Source organism: Alteromonas sp. D210916BOD_24 (assembly GCF_047159385.1).
In the GTDB taxonomy this organism is placed as follows: domain Bacteria; phylum Pseudomonadota; class Gammaproteobacteria; order Enterobacterales; family Alteromonadaceae; genus Alteromonas.
This window is the reverse complement of record NZ_AP038333.1, coordinates 3559964-3576598: the sequence shown is the minus strand read 5'-3', so window position 1 is coordinate 3576598 and position 16635 is coordinate 3559964. Positions and strand designations below refer to the sequence as shown.

14 protein-coding genes are annotated in these 16635 nt (G+C 43.8%); 9 read left to right on the top strand and 5 right to left on the bottom strand.

Annotation, left to right across the window (positions count from 1 at the left end):
• Window positions 1-4 precede the first annotated feature (4 nt).
• The gene (locus tag ACMCM8_RS15520; RefSeq protein ID WP_412723491.1) at window positions 5-928 is read right to left on the bottom strand and encodes a hypothetical protein; all 924 of its coding nucleotides are present in this window, start codon (window positions 926-928) and stop codon (window positions 5-7) included.
• A 452-nt stretch (window positions 929-1380) separates the two neighbouring features.
• Between ACMCM8_RS15520 and ACMCM8_RS15515 the strand changes: the two genes are divergently transcribed.
• From ACMCM8_RS15515 to ACMCM8_RS15500, 4 genes are all read left to right on the top strand, one after another.
• Window positions 1381-2391, top strand: coding sequence for an ABC transporter substrate-binding protein (locus ACMCM8_RS15515; protein WP_412723490.1), 1011 nt, complete (start codon window positions 1381-1383; stop codon window positions 2389-2391).
• An 18-nt stretch (window positions 2392-2409) separates the two neighbouring features.
• Complete coding sequence (locus ACMCM8_RS15510) at window positions 2410-4320, top strand: ATP-binding protein (protein WP_412723489.1); 1911 nt, start codon at window positions 2410-2412, stop codon at window positions 4318-4320.
• A gap of 84 nt (window positions 4321-4404) precedes the next feature.
• Entirely contained in the window at window positions 4405-5469 is a 1065-nt protein-coding gene (locus ACMCM8_RS15505; protein ID WP_412723488.1) for a GGDEF domain-containing protein, read from the top strand.
• Window positions 5470-5930: 461 nt separating this feature from the next.
• Entirely contained in the window at window positions 5931-7238 is a 1308-nt protein-coding gene (locus ACMCM8_RS15500; protein WP_412723487.1) for an OmpP1/FadL family transporter, read from the top strand.
• 66 nt (window positions 7239-7304) lie between these two features.
• On the opposite strand, the gene ACMCM8_RS15495 is transcribed toward ACMCM8_RS15500, so the two are convergent.
• Window positions 7305-8189, bottom strand: a complete 885-nt coding sequence (locus tag ACMCM8_RS15495) for a LysR family transcriptional regulator (protein WP_412723486.1) — start codon at window positions 8187-8189, stop codon at window positions 7305-7307.
• Window positions 8190-8510: 321 nt separating this feature from the next.
• On the opposite strand from ACMCM8_RS15495, the gene ACMCM8_RS15490 reads away from it, so the two are divergent.
• The gene (locus ACMCM8_RS15490; protein ID WP_412723485.1) at window positions 8511-9521 is read left to right on the top strand and encodes a 5'-methylthioadenosine/S-adenosylhomocysteine nucleosidase; all 1011 of its coding nucleotides are present in this window, start codon (window positions 8511-8513) and stop codon (window positions 9519-9521) included.
• Between the two features lie 63 nt (window positions 9522-9584).
• On the opposite strand, the gene ACMCM8_RS15485 is transcribed toward ACMCM8_RS15490, so the two are convergent.
• Window positions 9585-10028 (bottom strand): DUF2721 domain-containing protein, encoded by a 444-nt coding sequence (locus ACMCM8_RS15485; protein ID WP_412723484.1) that lies wholly within the window; start codon window positions 10026-10028, stop codon window positions 9585-9587.
• 270 nt (window positions 10029-10298) lie between these two features.
• On the opposite strand from ACMCM8_RS15485, the gene ACMCM8_RS15480 reads away from it, so the two are divergent.
• The gene (locus ACMCM8_RS15480) at window positions 10299-12398 is read left to right on the top strand and encodes a TonB-dependent receptor (RefSeq protein ID WP_412723483.1); all 2100 of its coding nucleotides are present in this window, start codon (window positions 10299-10301) and stop codon (window positions 12396-12398) included.
• A 241-nt stretch (window positions 12399-12639) separates the two neighbouring features.
• Window positions 12640-13932, top strand: coding sequence for an NAD(P)/FAD-dependent oxidoreductase (locus tag ACMCM8_RS15475; RefSeq protein WP_412723482.1), 1293 nt, complete (start codon window positions 12640-12642; stop codon window positions 13930-13932).
• A gap of 82 nt (window positions 13933-14014) precedes the next feature.
• On the opposite strand, the gene ACMCM8_RS15470 is transcribed toward ACMCM8_RS15475, so the two are convergent.
• Both ACMCM8_RS15470 and ACMCM8_RS15465 read right to left on the bottom strand, forming a co-directional pair.
• Complete coding sequence (locus ACMCM8_RS15470; protein ID WP_412723481.1) at window positions 14015-14581, bottom strand: YceI family protein; 567 nt, start codon at window positions 14579-14581, stop codon at window positions 14015-14017.
• Between the two features lie 19 nt (window positions 14582-14600).
• A complete protein-coding gene (locus ACMCM8_RS15465) occupies window positions 14601-15128 on the bottom strand; it encodes a cytochrome b (protein ID WP_412723480.1) in 528 nt (175 codons plus the stop codon).
• A 289-nt stretch (window positions 15129-15417) separates the two neighbouring features.
• Here ACMCM8_RS15465 and ACMCM8_RS15460 point away from each other — a divergent pair, with 289 nt between their 5' ends.
• Both ACMCM8_RS15460 and ACMCM8_RS15455 read left to right on the top strand, forming a co-directional pair.
• Window positions 15418-15738, top strand: a complete 321-nt coding sequence (locus ACMCM8_RS15460; protein ID WP_412723479.1) for a hypothetical protein — start codon at window positions 15418-15420, stop codon at window positions 15736-15738.
• A gap of 40 nt (window positions 15739-15778) precedes the next feature.
• Complete coding sequence (locus tag ACMCM8_RS15455; RefSeq protein WP_412723478.1) at window positions 15779-16342, top strand: CBS domain-containing protein; 564 nt, start codon at window positions 15779-15781, stop codon at window positions 16340-16342.
• The last annotated feature ends 293 nt before the right edge of the window (window positions 16343-16635 follow it).

Sequence of the window (16635 nt, the reverse complement as noted above, 5' to 3'; positions counted from 1 at the left end):
GCTGTTAAAGCTTCGGTTGGATATTGGGCTCGATTTTTTCTATTAATTCGGGCAACAGGTAAGGCTTAATTTCGTAAAATTGTTCTGCGCTAACGTTTCGGTTGTCGATCCAAAATGACCGGAGCGTCGGCGAATTTACAAATTGCACGGCGTCTTGAAAATACAGCGTAAACAGTTCGTCGAATTCACCACTTTCGAAGGCAATTTTTAAGCCTCGTTCCAAGCGTATAGCTAACTCTGGTTGTGTGTCTGACACATAGAAGTACATGGGTAGTAATGTCAGCATAGCGATGTCGGGGGAATATGTGATGCTAGGATGTTCAGTTTTAAGGTGCTGTTCTTCACCCAGAATTTCAAAAGCACCTCGCATCAGCAGGTCAAATCGCTCTGATTCCAACATAATAAACAGGCCAACGTAGCGACTGCTATACTCCACGCGAAATTGATGATCTTCAAGTATACTTGCGGTTGACCATCCTAGGCCTTGTCCGAATATGAACTGATAAAAGTCGTCAAGCGAATCTACTTTTTCCAACGAAGGTAAGTGCTTTGGCAGGGTAAAGAAAAATCGATAACTGCCTAAGCCTTTTGCCAAAGGAAAAGGCACGCGGATAGCAGCGTTATCCCATTTCGCTTTGGCGTGGGAAAAAGTAACACTTACTTGTTCCCCCTCCTCCAATCCTCTTAACTGTCGTTCAGGCAGGGTTTCAGTGTCGTGGTACTGGATCCGATAGTCCCCAAACTCTGCTTTTGTTTTATCCAGCGCCAGCTCCATTAATTTATGCACGTAATCGACGTGATTAGTCTCACGGCTAATGTAAGGCACTTTAACCACGGTGACACTTGGCGTTATCTGGTTTTGTGGGGAAGCAATTAATGTCGTGTTAACAACCACACCCAACAGCAAAGTACTTAATTTCAACTTCATGACTACAGATTTATCTATTGCGATTCAATAAGCAGCATAGTTTATATTTGTGTTAATGTAATGTAAGCAAGGTGAAATAATATATTACTGTGCTGGAAAGAAAGAAGTCCAAAATTTGATTGAACGTTGGATAAAACGCAAATATGAATTGTATAACTTAGCCTGCCTTTCCTTCGCCTTCACCACGCCATGAAGCAACATTTTTTGTACCTTGGTGACGTTAGAATTCATTAAGGTTGTCGCAATAAACTACTTTTGCCATTTTCTGTTACTGCTGCGGCAGACGACATCACCGCGTCCATATTTTTTAATATTAAAAAAATTTAAAAGTGTGAATGTGTTTTCAGAAGTCGCTAACGCGCTTTAGACTTTTGTCTATGAAACTCAATAGAATAACTTTATGATATGACTATAATTATGTAAGTAATAAGTCATTACTTGGATTTAAATATATGCTGAAGGTCTGTTTTTTCATTGTCTTTTGGTGGCTGAGTGTATTTTGTGTCGCTGCAAAGGAAACAGTGAATGTTGCCATTATCGAGACTCTTCCCGTACCAATTGTCAGTGAGTCTCGCGAAGCCTTCACCGATGAGCTAACCCGTATTTTACCTGAGCATGACATTCGTTTTTCCATTTACAATGCCGAAGGCTCTGAAACGCAAGCCAGTGATATATTGCGCACGTTGGCGCACCAGTCTCCCCCTGATTTGATCGTTTCTGTGGCTACATTAGCCACCAGAGCACTTTATCAGTCAGAAGAATTTGCTCACATTCCAAAGCTATTTATGGTGGTCTCTGCGCCAGTAGAGGAAGGAATTGTTCCTGCATTAGGTAAAGCGAGTCCTCGTAATATTACGGGAGAGTCACATGTGTTGGATGCCAAAGTAAAACTCGATATGCTAGATGGGATATTGCGTGCAGCAAAACCAAGTAAACCGCTTACTGTTGGGCTGGTTCACTCTACTTATCCTTCTACCGCTACCGCAGTAGAAAAGCTGGTTGCGCTGCAAGAACAGTATGAAAATATTAACTTTGTGACTATCAGCACGCCCTATATAAAAGGTGAGGAAGGGATTATCACCATGACGGATGACATTGCCAGGCGACTTGGTGAGCATGCTCATATGCTTGACGGATATTGGTTATCTTCAGGTCCATTGGTGGAAGCGGACGGGCTTATCGAACGGGTTTATTCAGAATATCAATTATTTCCACTATTTGCAGAAAGTATTGAATCGGTAAAAAATGGCGCGTTGATCGGGGTGGTTTCCGAGGCACAGAGTATTGGTAAGTCGGCGGCGAAAAAGGCGGTGTTGATCCTCGACAACAAGTCGGCAAACGGGATCCCCGTCGACAAGATGGATAACTACACAGTTGCAGTGAATGTGGCGACTGCTATCAGATTACAGTTACCAATACCTTCAAATTATTTGAAGCTCTCTAAAAACCACATTTATCACTAATATTTGACAAGAATATCTATGCGAATCAAATCCAAGCTGTTAGTCATTTATATTCCCATTTTGCTTGTGGGGATGGCGCTTACAGGATATTGGGCGTATCTGACAGCCTACGAGTCAGTGCGAGAGCGGGAGTATCAATTACTCACCCAAACCCTGACCCTTTCCGTCCTCGAGCTTATTGATGAGCGCAGTGGCCTGCTGATTGATTCCGGCTTAGAAAATGTCTCTGTATTTCGAAAAGCATACCAAGCGGAAGTATTTGAAGAGTTGACCAAGTTGCATCAAACCACTGGACGTCATTTTTCCATTAGTGAAAAAAGTAGCGAGAAGGTGATTTTCAGCAGTTTGGACAACGGCTTGGTGCCGCAAACCAGTGATGCACAAAATAAAAAGATAGGTAAGCATCTCGTGGCCTTTGGAGAGTCCAATTTCAATAGTACCGCTATTTTGTTTGCATGCAGTCATTTTGATCCCTGGAATTGGAAAATCACAGTCATTCAGCAAGCAGATGATTTGCAGGAATCGTTATCACAAATAGCGTGGATGACAGTACTTACCATCTTGTTTACCGTGGCTATTGTCAGTTTAATTATGGGGCGGATTACACAGGTTTTTGTAATCTCTCCCATCGAAAAAATCAAATCGGCAGCCAGTCGCATTGCTGTTGTTCACAAGCAAGTTCACATTGATGTAAAACAAGATGATGAACTCGGTGAGCTTGCCAGAGATGTGGAGGTCATGTCGGGTAAGATTGAACAATATGTCGCACAAGCGCAGCAAGCTAACCGCGCAAAAACAGACTTTCTCGCTGTAATGAGCCATGAAATCAGAACGCCATTAAATGGTATTCAAGGTCTCGCTACCCTGCTATTGGATACCCCTTTGTCTGACAAGCAGCATCAATACGCAAGAGATCTTAAATCCTCAGCTACTATTCTCGCCCAGGTCATAAATGATGTACTTGATTTGTCTAAAATTGAATCGGGCATGTCCGAAGTGGATGTGACTGAGTTTGATTTAGATAGCATGCTTAATGACTTGATTACACTGCTTGGTATTAATGCAAGTGCCAACAATACACTACTGACTTACAACAGTAAGAATATGACTTCGGTAGCCGTGACCAGTGATATAACCAAACTGCGTCAGATAGTGATTAACTTGGTAAGTAATGCAATTAAATTTACTCACAAAGGCACGGTTAGTGTTTCCGCTAAGCTTAAAAAACCGTCTACTACCGAGGTCATTGACAATAAATTAGTGATCTCGGTGAAAGACACCGGAATTGGTATAGAACCAGAGCGCTTAGAGCACATTTTTGACAAATTTACTCAGTCTGACTCTTCGATAACACGCAAGTATGGCGGCACTGGTCTGGGCCTTTCTATCGCCAGACAACTGGCACAATTGCTTGGTGGAGATATCAAAGTCGTAAGTAAAGTAGGAGAAGGCTCATGCTTTACGGTTATAGCTGAAGTGCAGTCTCGCGTTATGCCAGAAAGTATGGCTAGTGCAGGCTTCGATACTACTGAGCAAGGACAAGGTCTTCGCTCAGGGCTCAGGGTACTGCTGGCTGAGGACAATGCGATTAATGCCGTAGTTGCCCAAGCATTGTTAGAACAGCTGCAATGTAAAGTTGAACATGTAGATAACGGACTAAAAGCCGTGGCTCGGGCTGAGGAAGGAGGCATTGACGTGGTTTTCATGGATGTGCATATGCCTGTAATGGACGGCATCGAAGCGACAACTAGAATTCGAAAGCTCGCGGGTGATTTGGGTAAGGTACCTATAATCGGGCTTACCGCAGAAGCTTTCAAAGAACGTCATGTCACATTTAAAGAGGCAGGAATGGACGATATAGTAACCAAACCTGTTACTTTGGAAGCCCTTCAAGAGAGTTTGAGTAAACTTGAGTTGGGTGACGAGTAGTAGTCGAAAGGCCAAGGCACGTTTGTTAAGTTAACGTTATACTTGTAGCATTGTATTAACTTCTATTGCCTATAGGTTTTAATCGTGAAGCGTCATAAGGCCAGTGAGATCATTCGACTTCGAATTGCACTTATTATCGGCGCTGGTTTGATGCTCGCCTTTATGGGCGCTGACATGATTTTGCTGCCAAGCACGATGTATGAACTTTATCTTTTTCATCGATTATTCGTGCAACTCCCCATTTTAGTTTTGGTAGTGATGGCGTCGTATTGGCGAGGCTTCATTCAATATCGAGAATACGTTTTTACCGGTTTACTCGTTGCGCTTACGTACAGCAACTATTGGCTTATATGGGCCTGTTGGAACGAGTTCGAGTTTGTTTTCCCCTATGAAGGCACAATTTTATACGCTTTCTTCTGTGTATTTGCATTGGGTATTCCCTTTAAGCTGGCCATTACCACCAGTGTTCTCAATTTTACTGGGTTCTTAGTTTTAATGAGACTGGCACCCATATATGGTGAAAGGGTGACTATCAGTATCGCTTTTGTACTGGGTTCATTATTTGTCTGCGCCTATGCAAAATATCGCTTGGATAGAAGTGTCAGTATGCTCAAAGACATCAATGACAGACTACTCACACTGAGTAAGTATGATCCCCTTTCTAACCTATTAAACCGACGAGCGTTGCGAGAGCGAAGTGTGAAACTGCTCGCACTCAGTAAACGGCACAGTGTATCAATGGCGGTGCTCATGCTCGATTTAGACGATTTTAAAAAATATAACGACGGATTTGGTCATCAGCAGGGTGACGAGGCCATTAAAGTGCAGGCCGAAATAATGAAGTCAGTATTTAAACGGGAAACCGATATATTGGGTCGTTACGGCGGGGAAGAATTTATTGTCGTACTAAGTGATGTAGATAAGCCGCAAATAGAGATGCAGTGTAATTTGCTATTAGCACAATGGGAAGCAGCACAATTGCCTCATGCCAAAGGCGCCAGGCATCCATTTATGAGTTGTTCAATTGGCGCTGTTTATGCGGAACGAGTAGATGAGGTAACGCTTGATTTACTTATCGATGAGGCAGATAAAGCGCTTTACCGAGCAAAAGAAAAAGGAAAAGCCCGTTATGAATTGATAACGGTATAGCCCTACCTAAGCCTGCGTGTAAGAAAATTTTTCTGTGTACTTTAGCTGAACGTACAGTGTTACTCATATAATTTCCTCTGTATTTTTCCCCTAAACCAACCTAATTAACTTTATGGCGGTGTGGGCGCCATTTTTCATTTTACCTTACTGAACACAAAGGCTGATCTGTTGGCGAAACTTCGAGATCTCTCTCGAAGTGCCCTGCAATGACTAAGCAAGGAATAGTGAAGCATGGTCTTGTTATAAGGAGCTCTTTGTCGTTAGTCTTACTTTTGTTAACAATGTTGCACAAATTGGTTAACCAAAGTTTAGCAATCTTGTTTATAAAATCGTCGAAATGGTCGCTATAATTGTAAAAAATGCGATAAAAGCGCGTAAATGGCGTTTACTTGCATTGAACAAAACTCCTCATATCCGTAGAATGCCGAGCTGCAATTTTCCCCTATTACAATGAGTATCTTATGAAGCAACAGTTTTCTCTACGTGCCTCAGTGTGCTTAGCGCTTGCGACTTTCGCCTCTTCTTCTGCGCTGGCTGCTGGTTTCCAAGTTAACGAGCATAGTGCAAACGGTTTAGGTCGTGCCATGGCTGGTCAAGCGGCCACACCAGAAAATGCCTCTATTTTAGCGACTAACCCTGCTGCAATTGGTGTATTTAAAGAAGCTGAGTTCAGTGGTTCTGTTAGCTTTATCGACCCGAAAGTCGATATTAACGGTTCAGTTAATTATGCATTAGGTGGTCAGGTTGTAGGTGCAGCCGCTGCGCAGGAAGACGATATAGCTGATGTCGCATTTGTTCCGTCTTTTTTCTATGTCGCGCCAGTTAATGACAAGTTTTCGGCGGGTGTTGGAGTATTTACCTCTTACGGTCTGCGTTCAGATTATTCTGATGATTTTGAAGCCTTACACTTTGCTGATACTGCAGAAGTAAAATCAGTGACTTTCAATCCAGCAGTATCCTACAAAGTGAATGATACGCTAATGTTAGGTTTCGGTGTCAGTGCAACGTTTGCCGATGCAGAAATTAGCTCAGGTGTATCACAAAGTCTTTCTCCAATTTTAAGTGCAGCTGTTCAAAGCACGATTCCTGCAACGACATCAATCTTTAAATTAGAAGGTGATGATTGGGGCTTCGGGTGGAATGCTGGTGTATTCTGGCAACCGACAGAAGCGACTAACGTTGCATTATCTTACCGTGCAGAAACGCAGTTGGAACTAAGTGGTGAAGTAAGCTCAAGTATTACAGCAACTTTGAATCAGCCGGGAAGTCTGGATTTAAACTTTGCTGCAATTACTGAATTAGCAATAAATCAGAAAATCGACCAACAGTGGTCAGTTCAGGCAAGCTTGGTATTCACAGACTGGAGCACGTTTGAGAAATTAGAGGCGAACCTTGCCTATGGGTCTGATTTCCTTATCAAACAAGAAAATTTCGACGATTCATGGCGTGCGGCCTTTGGTGTGACTTACGTGCTTAACGATGAATTCACGCTTCGCGCAGGTTATGCCTACGACGATGGTGTTGTGACCGTTGAAAACCGCTCATTAAGTATTCCCGATACCGATCGTCATTGGGTGTCAGGTGGCTTGACTTATACGATGAACGAAGATACTACCCTTGACGTTGCTTATGTCTTTATAGATGGTAGAGAAGCTGACATTAACAAAACACGTGCACTGAATGCACAAGGAACGTTTACTTCAACGTTCACAGGTACACAGTCAGCAACCGCGCATATTTTCAGTGTTCAGTTGAACACGCGTTTTTAATCGATCTTATTCAAAAAGTATAAAAAATGGCAGCCAATGGCTGCCATTTTTTTGCTTTGTACTCGCTTAAATTTGCGAAAAAAGATCTTGTAAGCAACTAATCACCGCATTGATTTTTGCCGGGATAAGGTCGCGCTTGGGGGTAACCGCATACACAGTGTAATCGGGCAATTGCCAGTCTTTAAACAATTGCTTCATCTCGCCAGTTTTTAATAAATGTCTCACTTCAGGCTCAGGTAATACCGCATATCCCACGCTATCTCTCGTTAATTGAATAAGGGTTTGCATAGAATTTACGTCAATTCGTTGCTCGTCCAACTCGTGCTCTGAGAGGGTGTCGTGCTTCATTACGTAGTCGGGAATATGACGATGGGCAATATACAGGTGTTCTGACAAGGCTTGAGGTGACGATACACTCTGACCTGCTAAAGGGTGAGAGGACGAAACACATAATATTCGCTTCCAAGTAGCCAGTTCCAGGCTACTAAAATTGGTGTCTGATACGGGGGCGAAACACAATACTAAGTCAGCGCTTGAAGCGATGATATCTTTAGGTTCGTCAGTTAATACAAGAGAAATCGTAATTTTTGGGAACTCTGCACAGAGTTTTTGTAAGGGCTCACTGAGTAGTCCCCCGCCAAAGCCTTCTGGTGCAATGATATTGATCTTACCCGTAGGTTCGTCTTGTAAACTTTCAATTTGCTGTTGTGCGTGCTCGGCTGTTTCCAGCATGGCTTTGCTGGAGTGATAGTAGATACGTCCAGCTTCCGTCAGGCTCAAACTTCGCGTGTTGCGATTAAATAAGCTCAATCCAATATCGTGCTCTAACTTTCTCAGTTGCTGGCTGATAGCTGATACTGTCATATGAAGGTCACGAGCTGCTACGCTCATACTACCGCTGTCTGTTACTGCGACAAAAACTTGAAGTGAGCGAAGCAGTTTACTGTTCATGGTGACGTGGTACTCCCTGGTTTGTTGTCACTATTTTAATAAATAAGCGGTTATTATCGACAATCGTAGAGGAAAATCTGCAGCCTTTTGCCTTGTATTTATGTCAGTGGACGCTTTCTTTTAAGTTTTCTTAATTTTTTCGGTAAATGCAAATTTATGCATAAATGGTGCATGTAATTTAATTGTTAGTGATTTATTTTTGTTCTGTTTTTAATTTGTGATCTTTATGTTTTTAATAGGGTAAATGCGTTTGTTTGTCTTTATTTATGCTAGCGAAGTGGTAGGTTAGTAAAAGACTAAATATGCATGTTGAGAATAACAATGAAAAAGCTACAAGTGTTAATTTTAGTGATGGTTACGTCTCTCTGGCTTGCGGGATGTGCCTCAAATGAAACGGTTTCGCCTAGTGCGTTATATGGACCAACCACATTCTCTCGACCCTCTTTCACTGCTATTACGGTGGCCTATGCGCCCGAAATGGAAGGGATTCTCAATCGTATTAATGACGACCCTGACGCAGTCATAGAGACATCGGTCACAATAAAAGGTGTGACCTATCGGATTGGTCGATATCACGATGAACCTATATTGGTATTTGCAACAGGTATGAGTATTGCCAATGCTGCGATGACGATGCAAATGGCTTTGGATTACTTCCCAGTGAAACAAGTGGTTTATATGGGTATTGCTGGTGCAGTTAACCCAAAATGGCAACCTGGCGACGTGATAGTGCCGGCACGTTGGTACTATCATGATGAAAGTGTGTATACCAACGAAGATCCCAATCAGCCCGGTCGCTATATCTTGCCAGATTATTATGCTGCTTTTATGCAAGAACAAGAAGCGCGCTTAGCGAACGATCCCTTTTTACCTAAATACAAGCCGTTTCACTTTATTCACCCCGATGAAGTGTTAATCATTAAAGACGGTATGGATAAGCCGCAAGACACCGCCTATTTCAGCGCCTCTCCCCGATTGCTGAAAGCCGCGAACGACGCAATAGCGGCGATGCCAGTGCAGCGGGTGCTTGATGAACGCAACGCGCAACTGTTTGTGGGTGGTAACGGTATAACGGGCTCGGTCTTTATGGACAACCGAGATTATCGCCAGTGGACTCGGGAAGTCTTTAACGCTGAGGTAACGGAAATGGAATCGGCGGCTATTGGCCAAGTGTGTACAATTAATCAGGTAGACTGGGTAATAATAAGAGCAATCAGTGACTTAGCGGGAGGTCAAGAAGGCGTTAACGTAGAGCATATTTACGATAAGGAAGTCTCTCGAATTGGTGCCAATGTATTATTTTCTGTATTGGATACCTTGTCTGATAAATAAATATGGTTAAACGCCTTTAGCCACTGTGTAACAGCGGGGTATTGCCCCGCTGTTAAGGTTTAACTAGCGAATAGTCCGCACCATATTAATGGTGTTGGTGGCTAACTTCACTTCTACTAAAAATACAATAAGTGCACTGATCAGAAACATCATCGCCAGTATGAACAATACAATGACGGGCGTTTTCAAATCCACTACCCAAAGGGAGCCTGAAAACAATGCCATGATAACAGTACATACCATTAAGCCAGAGGCAACGCAAAGCCCTATGGCCCAATTAATCACCTTCACCCTGCGCCATAACACCTTAATCTCGCTCTTCGAACGGTCAACAATATGTGGATCTGACAATGTATGAATCTGTCGTTCGGCCACTCTTACTCTATCTGAAATACGCCCTAATCGCGATGACATGACATTGAGAAATCCTGCAATACCTGTAAGTAAAAAGACAGGAGCGACGGCAAATTCAATGAGCTGAGATAAGCTAGGGATAAGGGTGTCCAACGTTTTCCTCCACGTAAAGCTAAGTAGCAAATTTGATAACGCCAAAGACAACGTTGAGCTGTACCAGTGTGGTATTGCTCTTGTGTCTTTTTGCCTGTGCAGTGTAAAACATGTTCAGTTGATGGACATGACATCACTGTCACAGCGAGCAGCAAACGTTATGCCACTCACTGCATTAGTCTTTAAATTATAGGTTTTTAACGAATGCTCAGGGGCTTCCACGTTACAATGCTTTATAGTAACGCACTTTTGGGATTGGAAGGATAGAAAATGACCTGTACGCTTGGGCTTCGGTTGTCTCAGTTGACTGCATTCACCGCACTTTTTATTGTGCCATTAACGCTTAAAGCGCAACAGTGGGACACTATCGAACGTATAGAAACCACCTCTTCTCGTATCGCGACAAGTAGCGAAGCCAAAGGTTATGTTGTGTCGTCTATCAGTGACGATACTCTATCAATGCTATCTTTCCAACATATCCAAGAGTCACTTAATTACGTTGCAGGTGCAACAGTGCAACGTGGTAATGGCCAGGAATATCTACCTGCACTACGTTCGCCTGTGCTCACGGGGGCGGGTGCTTGTGGCGGGATTCTGGCAGCTGAAGACGGTATTCCACTGCGTGCCGCCGGTTTTTGTAACATTAACGAGTTATTTGAAGCACACGGTGAAATGGCACAACACATCGATGTTATAAAAGGTCCTGCTTCTGCGTTATATGGCTCTAATGCAATCCACGGCGTAATAAACGTAGTGACGCCAGACACTACTTATGATGACGGATTATTAGTCTTTGACTACGGCTCTTTTGGTTTTACTCGCGCCAAGTTTCGTCAAGGTAAAGACTTTGGTGAAAACGCAGACGGCATAAAAAGTGGTGTGGGGATTAATGCCAGTATCACCAGAGATACAGGCTATCGCAACGACGAAAGCGTTGATCAGGAAAAAGTGAACGTACGTCATCGTTATGAAAACCAGCAGCTTCTTGTCACTTCGGGGTTAACCTATACCCACCTCGATCAAGATACGGCTGGTTACATTGAAGGTTTTGAAAGTTACAAAGATGAGGTAATAGCCCGCGCCAACCCTAATCCAGAAGCCTTTCGTCAAGCGACAAGTTTTAGATTGTGGAGCAAACTGGATATGGCATGGGGAAAGGGCCATGCTTTGTCGGTGACCCCTTATTTGCGAAACCAGGATATGCGTTTTCGCATGCACTTTTTACCTGGTACGCCGCTTGAAACTAATGCGCAACAGGGAGTGGGATTATTGTCACAGGTTAATTTTGTGATAAGTCCGCAATTTAACATAGATACTGGGTTCGATGCCGAATTTACCACGGGAGACTTGCTTCAGTACCAACAAGACGCAACAGTGGGATCACCGTTTTTGGTCGAAACTATTCCCACTGGTCGGCACTATGACTACAGTGTTGATGCGACCTTGGTTGCTCCTTATATCAGCGTAAATTGGCACAGTGACGCGTGGACGTTTGCACTGGGAGGTCGCTATGAAAACATGCACTACGACTACACCAATCATATGAACGCAGGACGCGAGCGTGAAGATGGCACGGCATGCGGTTTTGGAGGCTGTCGTTATTCCCGCCCCCCTAGTGGCGATAATTCATTTAGCAATTTTAGCCCGAAATTTTCATTCAGTTACGACCTAATGAGCAGTATGCGGTTGTACGGCGGGGTATCGAGGGGATATCGGGCACCTCAAGCTACTGAACTGTATCGATTGCAGCGTGCACAGCAAGTAGCTGAGTTAGAGGCAGTAACAGCCACCAATGTTGAGCTTGGTTTGCAAGGCTTCGCCGAAAGCGGTCAATATACCCTTTCATTCTATAGCCTTCGCAAAGACAGTGTTATATATCGCGACAGTGACTTCTTTAATGTAAGTGACGGTAAAACCTGGCACCGAGGGATAGAGCTGGGGGTAAGTCAGAGATGGGCGGATAAATGGCAGTTTGATTTTGCCGGCACGTTTGCCAGACATACTTATGAGCACAGTCAAGTTGCCAACGAAGTTGATATTAAAGGTAACGATATAGATACCGCGCCAAAGCTTCAATTTAATACCCGTTTGAGTTATGACATTACTCACACTATTCGCACTGAACTAGAGTGGCAATATGTAGACAATTATTTTACCGATGCTGAAAACAACAATGTGTATGAGGGACATGATCTATTACATGCCAGAGTGAGCTATAAACTCAGTGACACCGTCACCCTTTACGCACGCATAAATAACTTGCTCGATGCTAATTATGCCGAACGCGCTGACTACACCACATTTACGGGCCCTCGGTATTTTCCTGGGCGCCCCAGAAACGTCTTACTGAGCGCATCGTTTGTTTTATAAGGGTAAGGCGCGGTTTATCGCTGACCGCATACTTTCGGACTTGCTACGCTTGTTATCACGCCGAGACAAGCGTAGTCTTTGCGACAGGTATGTCGACATCCATTACCGCAAGGGTTGATGGTAGGCTTAGCTGAGTAGGTCTATTAAAACTGGCGTGGGTGACAGTCATGCCATGTATAGTTTCCGTGTAACGGCGTTGCACAGTGGCTATATGTGGAATGATTGTTAATAGGTAAAACCCATGCAAAAAATAGTTATCGTTGGTGGCGGTGCTGGTGGATTAGAATTAGCCAGTCGCTTAAGCCGCACCCTAGGGAGAAAAAAGCTAGCGGAAATCACCTTAGTCGACCGCAGTCGAACTCACATTTGGAAGCCGCTTTTACACGAAGTTGCGGCCGGTGTCATAGATAAACATTCAGACGGTGTGGATTATGCTATTCACGCTGCAGCTCATCACTATCGTTTTCAGTTAGGTGAAATGTGTGCGGTTAATGCCTCAGACAAAACCATTGCCTTAAAGCCCTTGTTTGACGAAGAAGGCACCCAAATCTTGCCCGAGAGGGAAATTCACTACGATCAACTGGTACTGGCTATTGGCAGCGTTAGCAACGACTTCGGCACGCCCGGTGTGGCAGAAAACTGCTATTTTCTGGATTCACTGCAACAAGCAGAGCGTTTCCATCGCGCCTTGCTTAACCAACTGATCCGCATCAACCAGCAAGAAGATAAAAATGCGAGAATAGACGTTGCCATTGTCGGGGCAGGTGCGACTGGCACTGAGCTTGCCGCCCAATTACATCACGTCGCAAACCTGTCAAAGGCCTATGGCATGCCCGCCATGTCTGCCTCCCGTTTGAAAATTACTATTGTCGAAGCTGGAGAGCGTATTTTACCAGCCCTTCCTGAGCGAATAGCTAACGCGGCCCGCAAAGCGTTATATCAGCTAGGCGTTGACATTAAAGAGCAAACCATGGTGGCAGAAGCCGACGAAGCGGGTCTTATTACCAAAGACGGTCATCGTATTAACGCCGATCTCATGGTGTGGGCAGCAGGAGTTAAAGCGCCTGACTTTATTACGCAATTAGGGTTATTTGACACCAACCGTGCTAATCAGATTCTGGTTGATAAGCAATTGAGAAGTACCACTTTTGATAGCATATGGGTACTTGGGGATTGCTGCGGATTTCAGCAGGATGATGGCCGTTGGGTACCGCCTCGTGCCCAGTCAGCGCATCAAATGGCGGAGGTAGTCGCACACAATCTAACAGCGTTGTTTACTGGTAAAGCAAGTAAAGAATTTACCTATAAAGACTATGGCTCACTGGTTCACTTAAGCAAATACAGTACAGTGGGAAGTTTGATGGGCTCGCTATCAAACAGCAGTATGTTTATCGAGGGACGCTTGGCAAAGCTTGTATATGTGTCTTTGTACAACATGCATCAGTTTGCAGTACATGGAAAATGCAAAGGCGCGCTAAAATTACTGGTGAAAAAACTTAGCCAGGCTATTAGCCCAAAATTGAAACTGCACTGAGGTTAAAGACTGCGAAGAAAAACCGCCACAGTGGTTGCTTTCAGCCCGTGGCGGTGTGTTATTGTCAAAAGTGACGTGATACTTATTGCTTCACGCCTTCGACATGCAGTTCTAATTCGACGGTCTGAGATGCTGGGCCTAGTTCATAGTCGATACCGAAATCTTTAAGGGCAATAGTGGTTGTGCCCATAAAGCCTGCTCGGTAGCCACCCCAAGGATCATCACCTTCACCGACTTTTTTGGCGTCGATTGTTATGGCTTTAGTCACGCCGTGTAGTGTGAAATCACCCATCACACTGAGCTTACCGTTACCTTTATCGACAATTTTCGTGCTTATAAATTTGGCTTCAGGAAACTCATCAACTGCTAAAAAGTCACTGCTTTTTAAGTGCTTGTCACGCTCAGCATGGTTAGAGTCAATGCTATCGGTTTCAATAGTGACTGAAATTGTCGCCTGAGTAGGTGTGCTCTCATCGTAGCTAAAAGTGCCTTTAAAATCGTTAAATCGACCCGTTAGCCATGAATATCCTAAATGCTGTATTTTAAAGTTAATAGACGCATGGGCGCCCTTGCTATCAATGACGTAATCGGCGGCTTGAGCGGAGCCAATGGACAGCGCAGCAGCCAGGGCAAGTGTTAACTTCTTCATAGTTTCTCCTTAAGTAAATTCAGCGAAGCCGTAACATCTGCTTCAGTGTGTCGTCTTTGCTAATAAAATGGTGCTTAAACGCGGCAAGTAAATGCATGACAACGAGACAAATCAGTGTCCATGCCAGATAAAAATGGACGGTGCCTGCTTTATCTTCCTGATTATCAATAATACTTCCCACCGCAGGTATGCTAAACCAGTTAAAAATATCGATGGATTTACCATCAGCTGCAGAAATGAGGTAGCCTGAAACAAACAAACTCAATAGCAATACATATAAAATACGATGGCCAATAGAACTCAGCACATTTTCAACACCCTTGCCATGTTTGGGCGGTCGTTGAAAAAACACTCTGCACCCTAAGCGAACGAGTGTTGCAACAAAAAGCAGTAATCCCACACTTTTATGCCAGTGGGGCGCAGTTTTGTACCACTGGCTATAGTAGTTGAGATCTACCATCCAAAGTCCTGAAACAAACATGCCTACTACCACTACTGCGGTAATCCAGTGAAGTAGAACGATGGGAAGTGGCCATCTGGGGCTCATAAATACCCTTAATTAATTGAACTGAAGAGAAAGCATACTGCATTTGTCTCAATCTCACCCTACCAGTAGTGTATTTTGCGAAGACGATTTTAAATATCGCATTTTTTAAGTGTTATTGTTCCCATTTTTAGAATGATGAGCAGCGTGTCGTTCAATGGCCGATTAATTGCGCTAAACACCTCTGTTAAACGGAAAATTTAAGCATATAGTTTAATTAAGGAACAAATTTGAGCATGTAGTCATTTGTTTCGCTGAAGTTGGAATTATCTCACTTGAAAGGTTTAACACCGTGCGTGTATCGCTTGTTATGCTGGCGTTTTATGTGCCAGCGCTGTTTTCATCGTTACTTGCTTTCTCCCCAATGGGAGAAGGGAATGGTGTGCAGACAGCTTCTGGCGATGATGCGCTCAACATAGTTTCGGTACTTGTATCTGAGTTCGAACAAGAATCGACTGAAACGGGTGACGATGAATCGGATAACGATGTTGTTACGGGTTACGCGTTAGTCTGGGTTCACAATTGGGCACTTGCCACCGATAGTTTATTTACTACTCCGCAAAAAGGTCCATCCAGCAACAATGAAATCAGAGGGCCTCCTAGTTTTTCTTAATCACTTTTATTTGTTTATTTATTGATTAGGAGAATTAGGTATGCATGCCTTACATCTGTATAAAACTGAATCTATTGATACGCTTGCTTGGCCCGTGGTGGAAAATACAATCACGGTAAACTCACCTGCCGTGGCGGTATTTACCGACTTTAAACAACACCTTCCTCACGTCTTGGATGCACGTACACCAGCAACTAAGGTCGACGCCATAATGCGTCAGTCACATGTGCGTATGATGCTAGTGGTGAACAGTGAAAATCGTTTTGTGGGTATTGTCACCAGTCATGACGTTGGCGAACAACAGCTTATCCAACGTATGACTGAGCTTAAAGTGAAACGCGAAGAACTCACCGTGCATGACTTTGTTCGCCCGAAAACGTCGTTACTTTCCTTTGATTTCTCGGAATTAGTACGCGCCTCAGTGGGTGATGTTATTGAAACCTTGAAAGACTACGGCCAGCATCACTGTTTGGTAATGGAGCGAGATACACACGAAATACGTGGTGTTATCAGTGTTAGCGACATTGCTCGTGAGCTAAAACTTCCGCTGGATATTCAGGGGCGTCCTACTTTTGCTGAACTCATTACAATTTTAGCAGCATAGAGGTGGCACTTTGTTTTAGGCGTTACTTCCAATATGGCCGTAATAAGCTGTATTGGAAGTGCACATAGCACTAGTGTGGTGCATCGTGAGCGCTGATACGATCAATGGTGCGAATCTAGTGCTTCTGCAGTTTCTATCGCGAAAACTGCAAAGGTTGTAATTGCTCCAAAGCCAAACAATTAATCCTCTTAATATTGAGATACATGCCATCCATGTAAACGCTATCAACCACACTATATCCACATAAGTGTGTAATTCGCTATTAGTGGTATGTAATTCGCAAGAACTCAGTG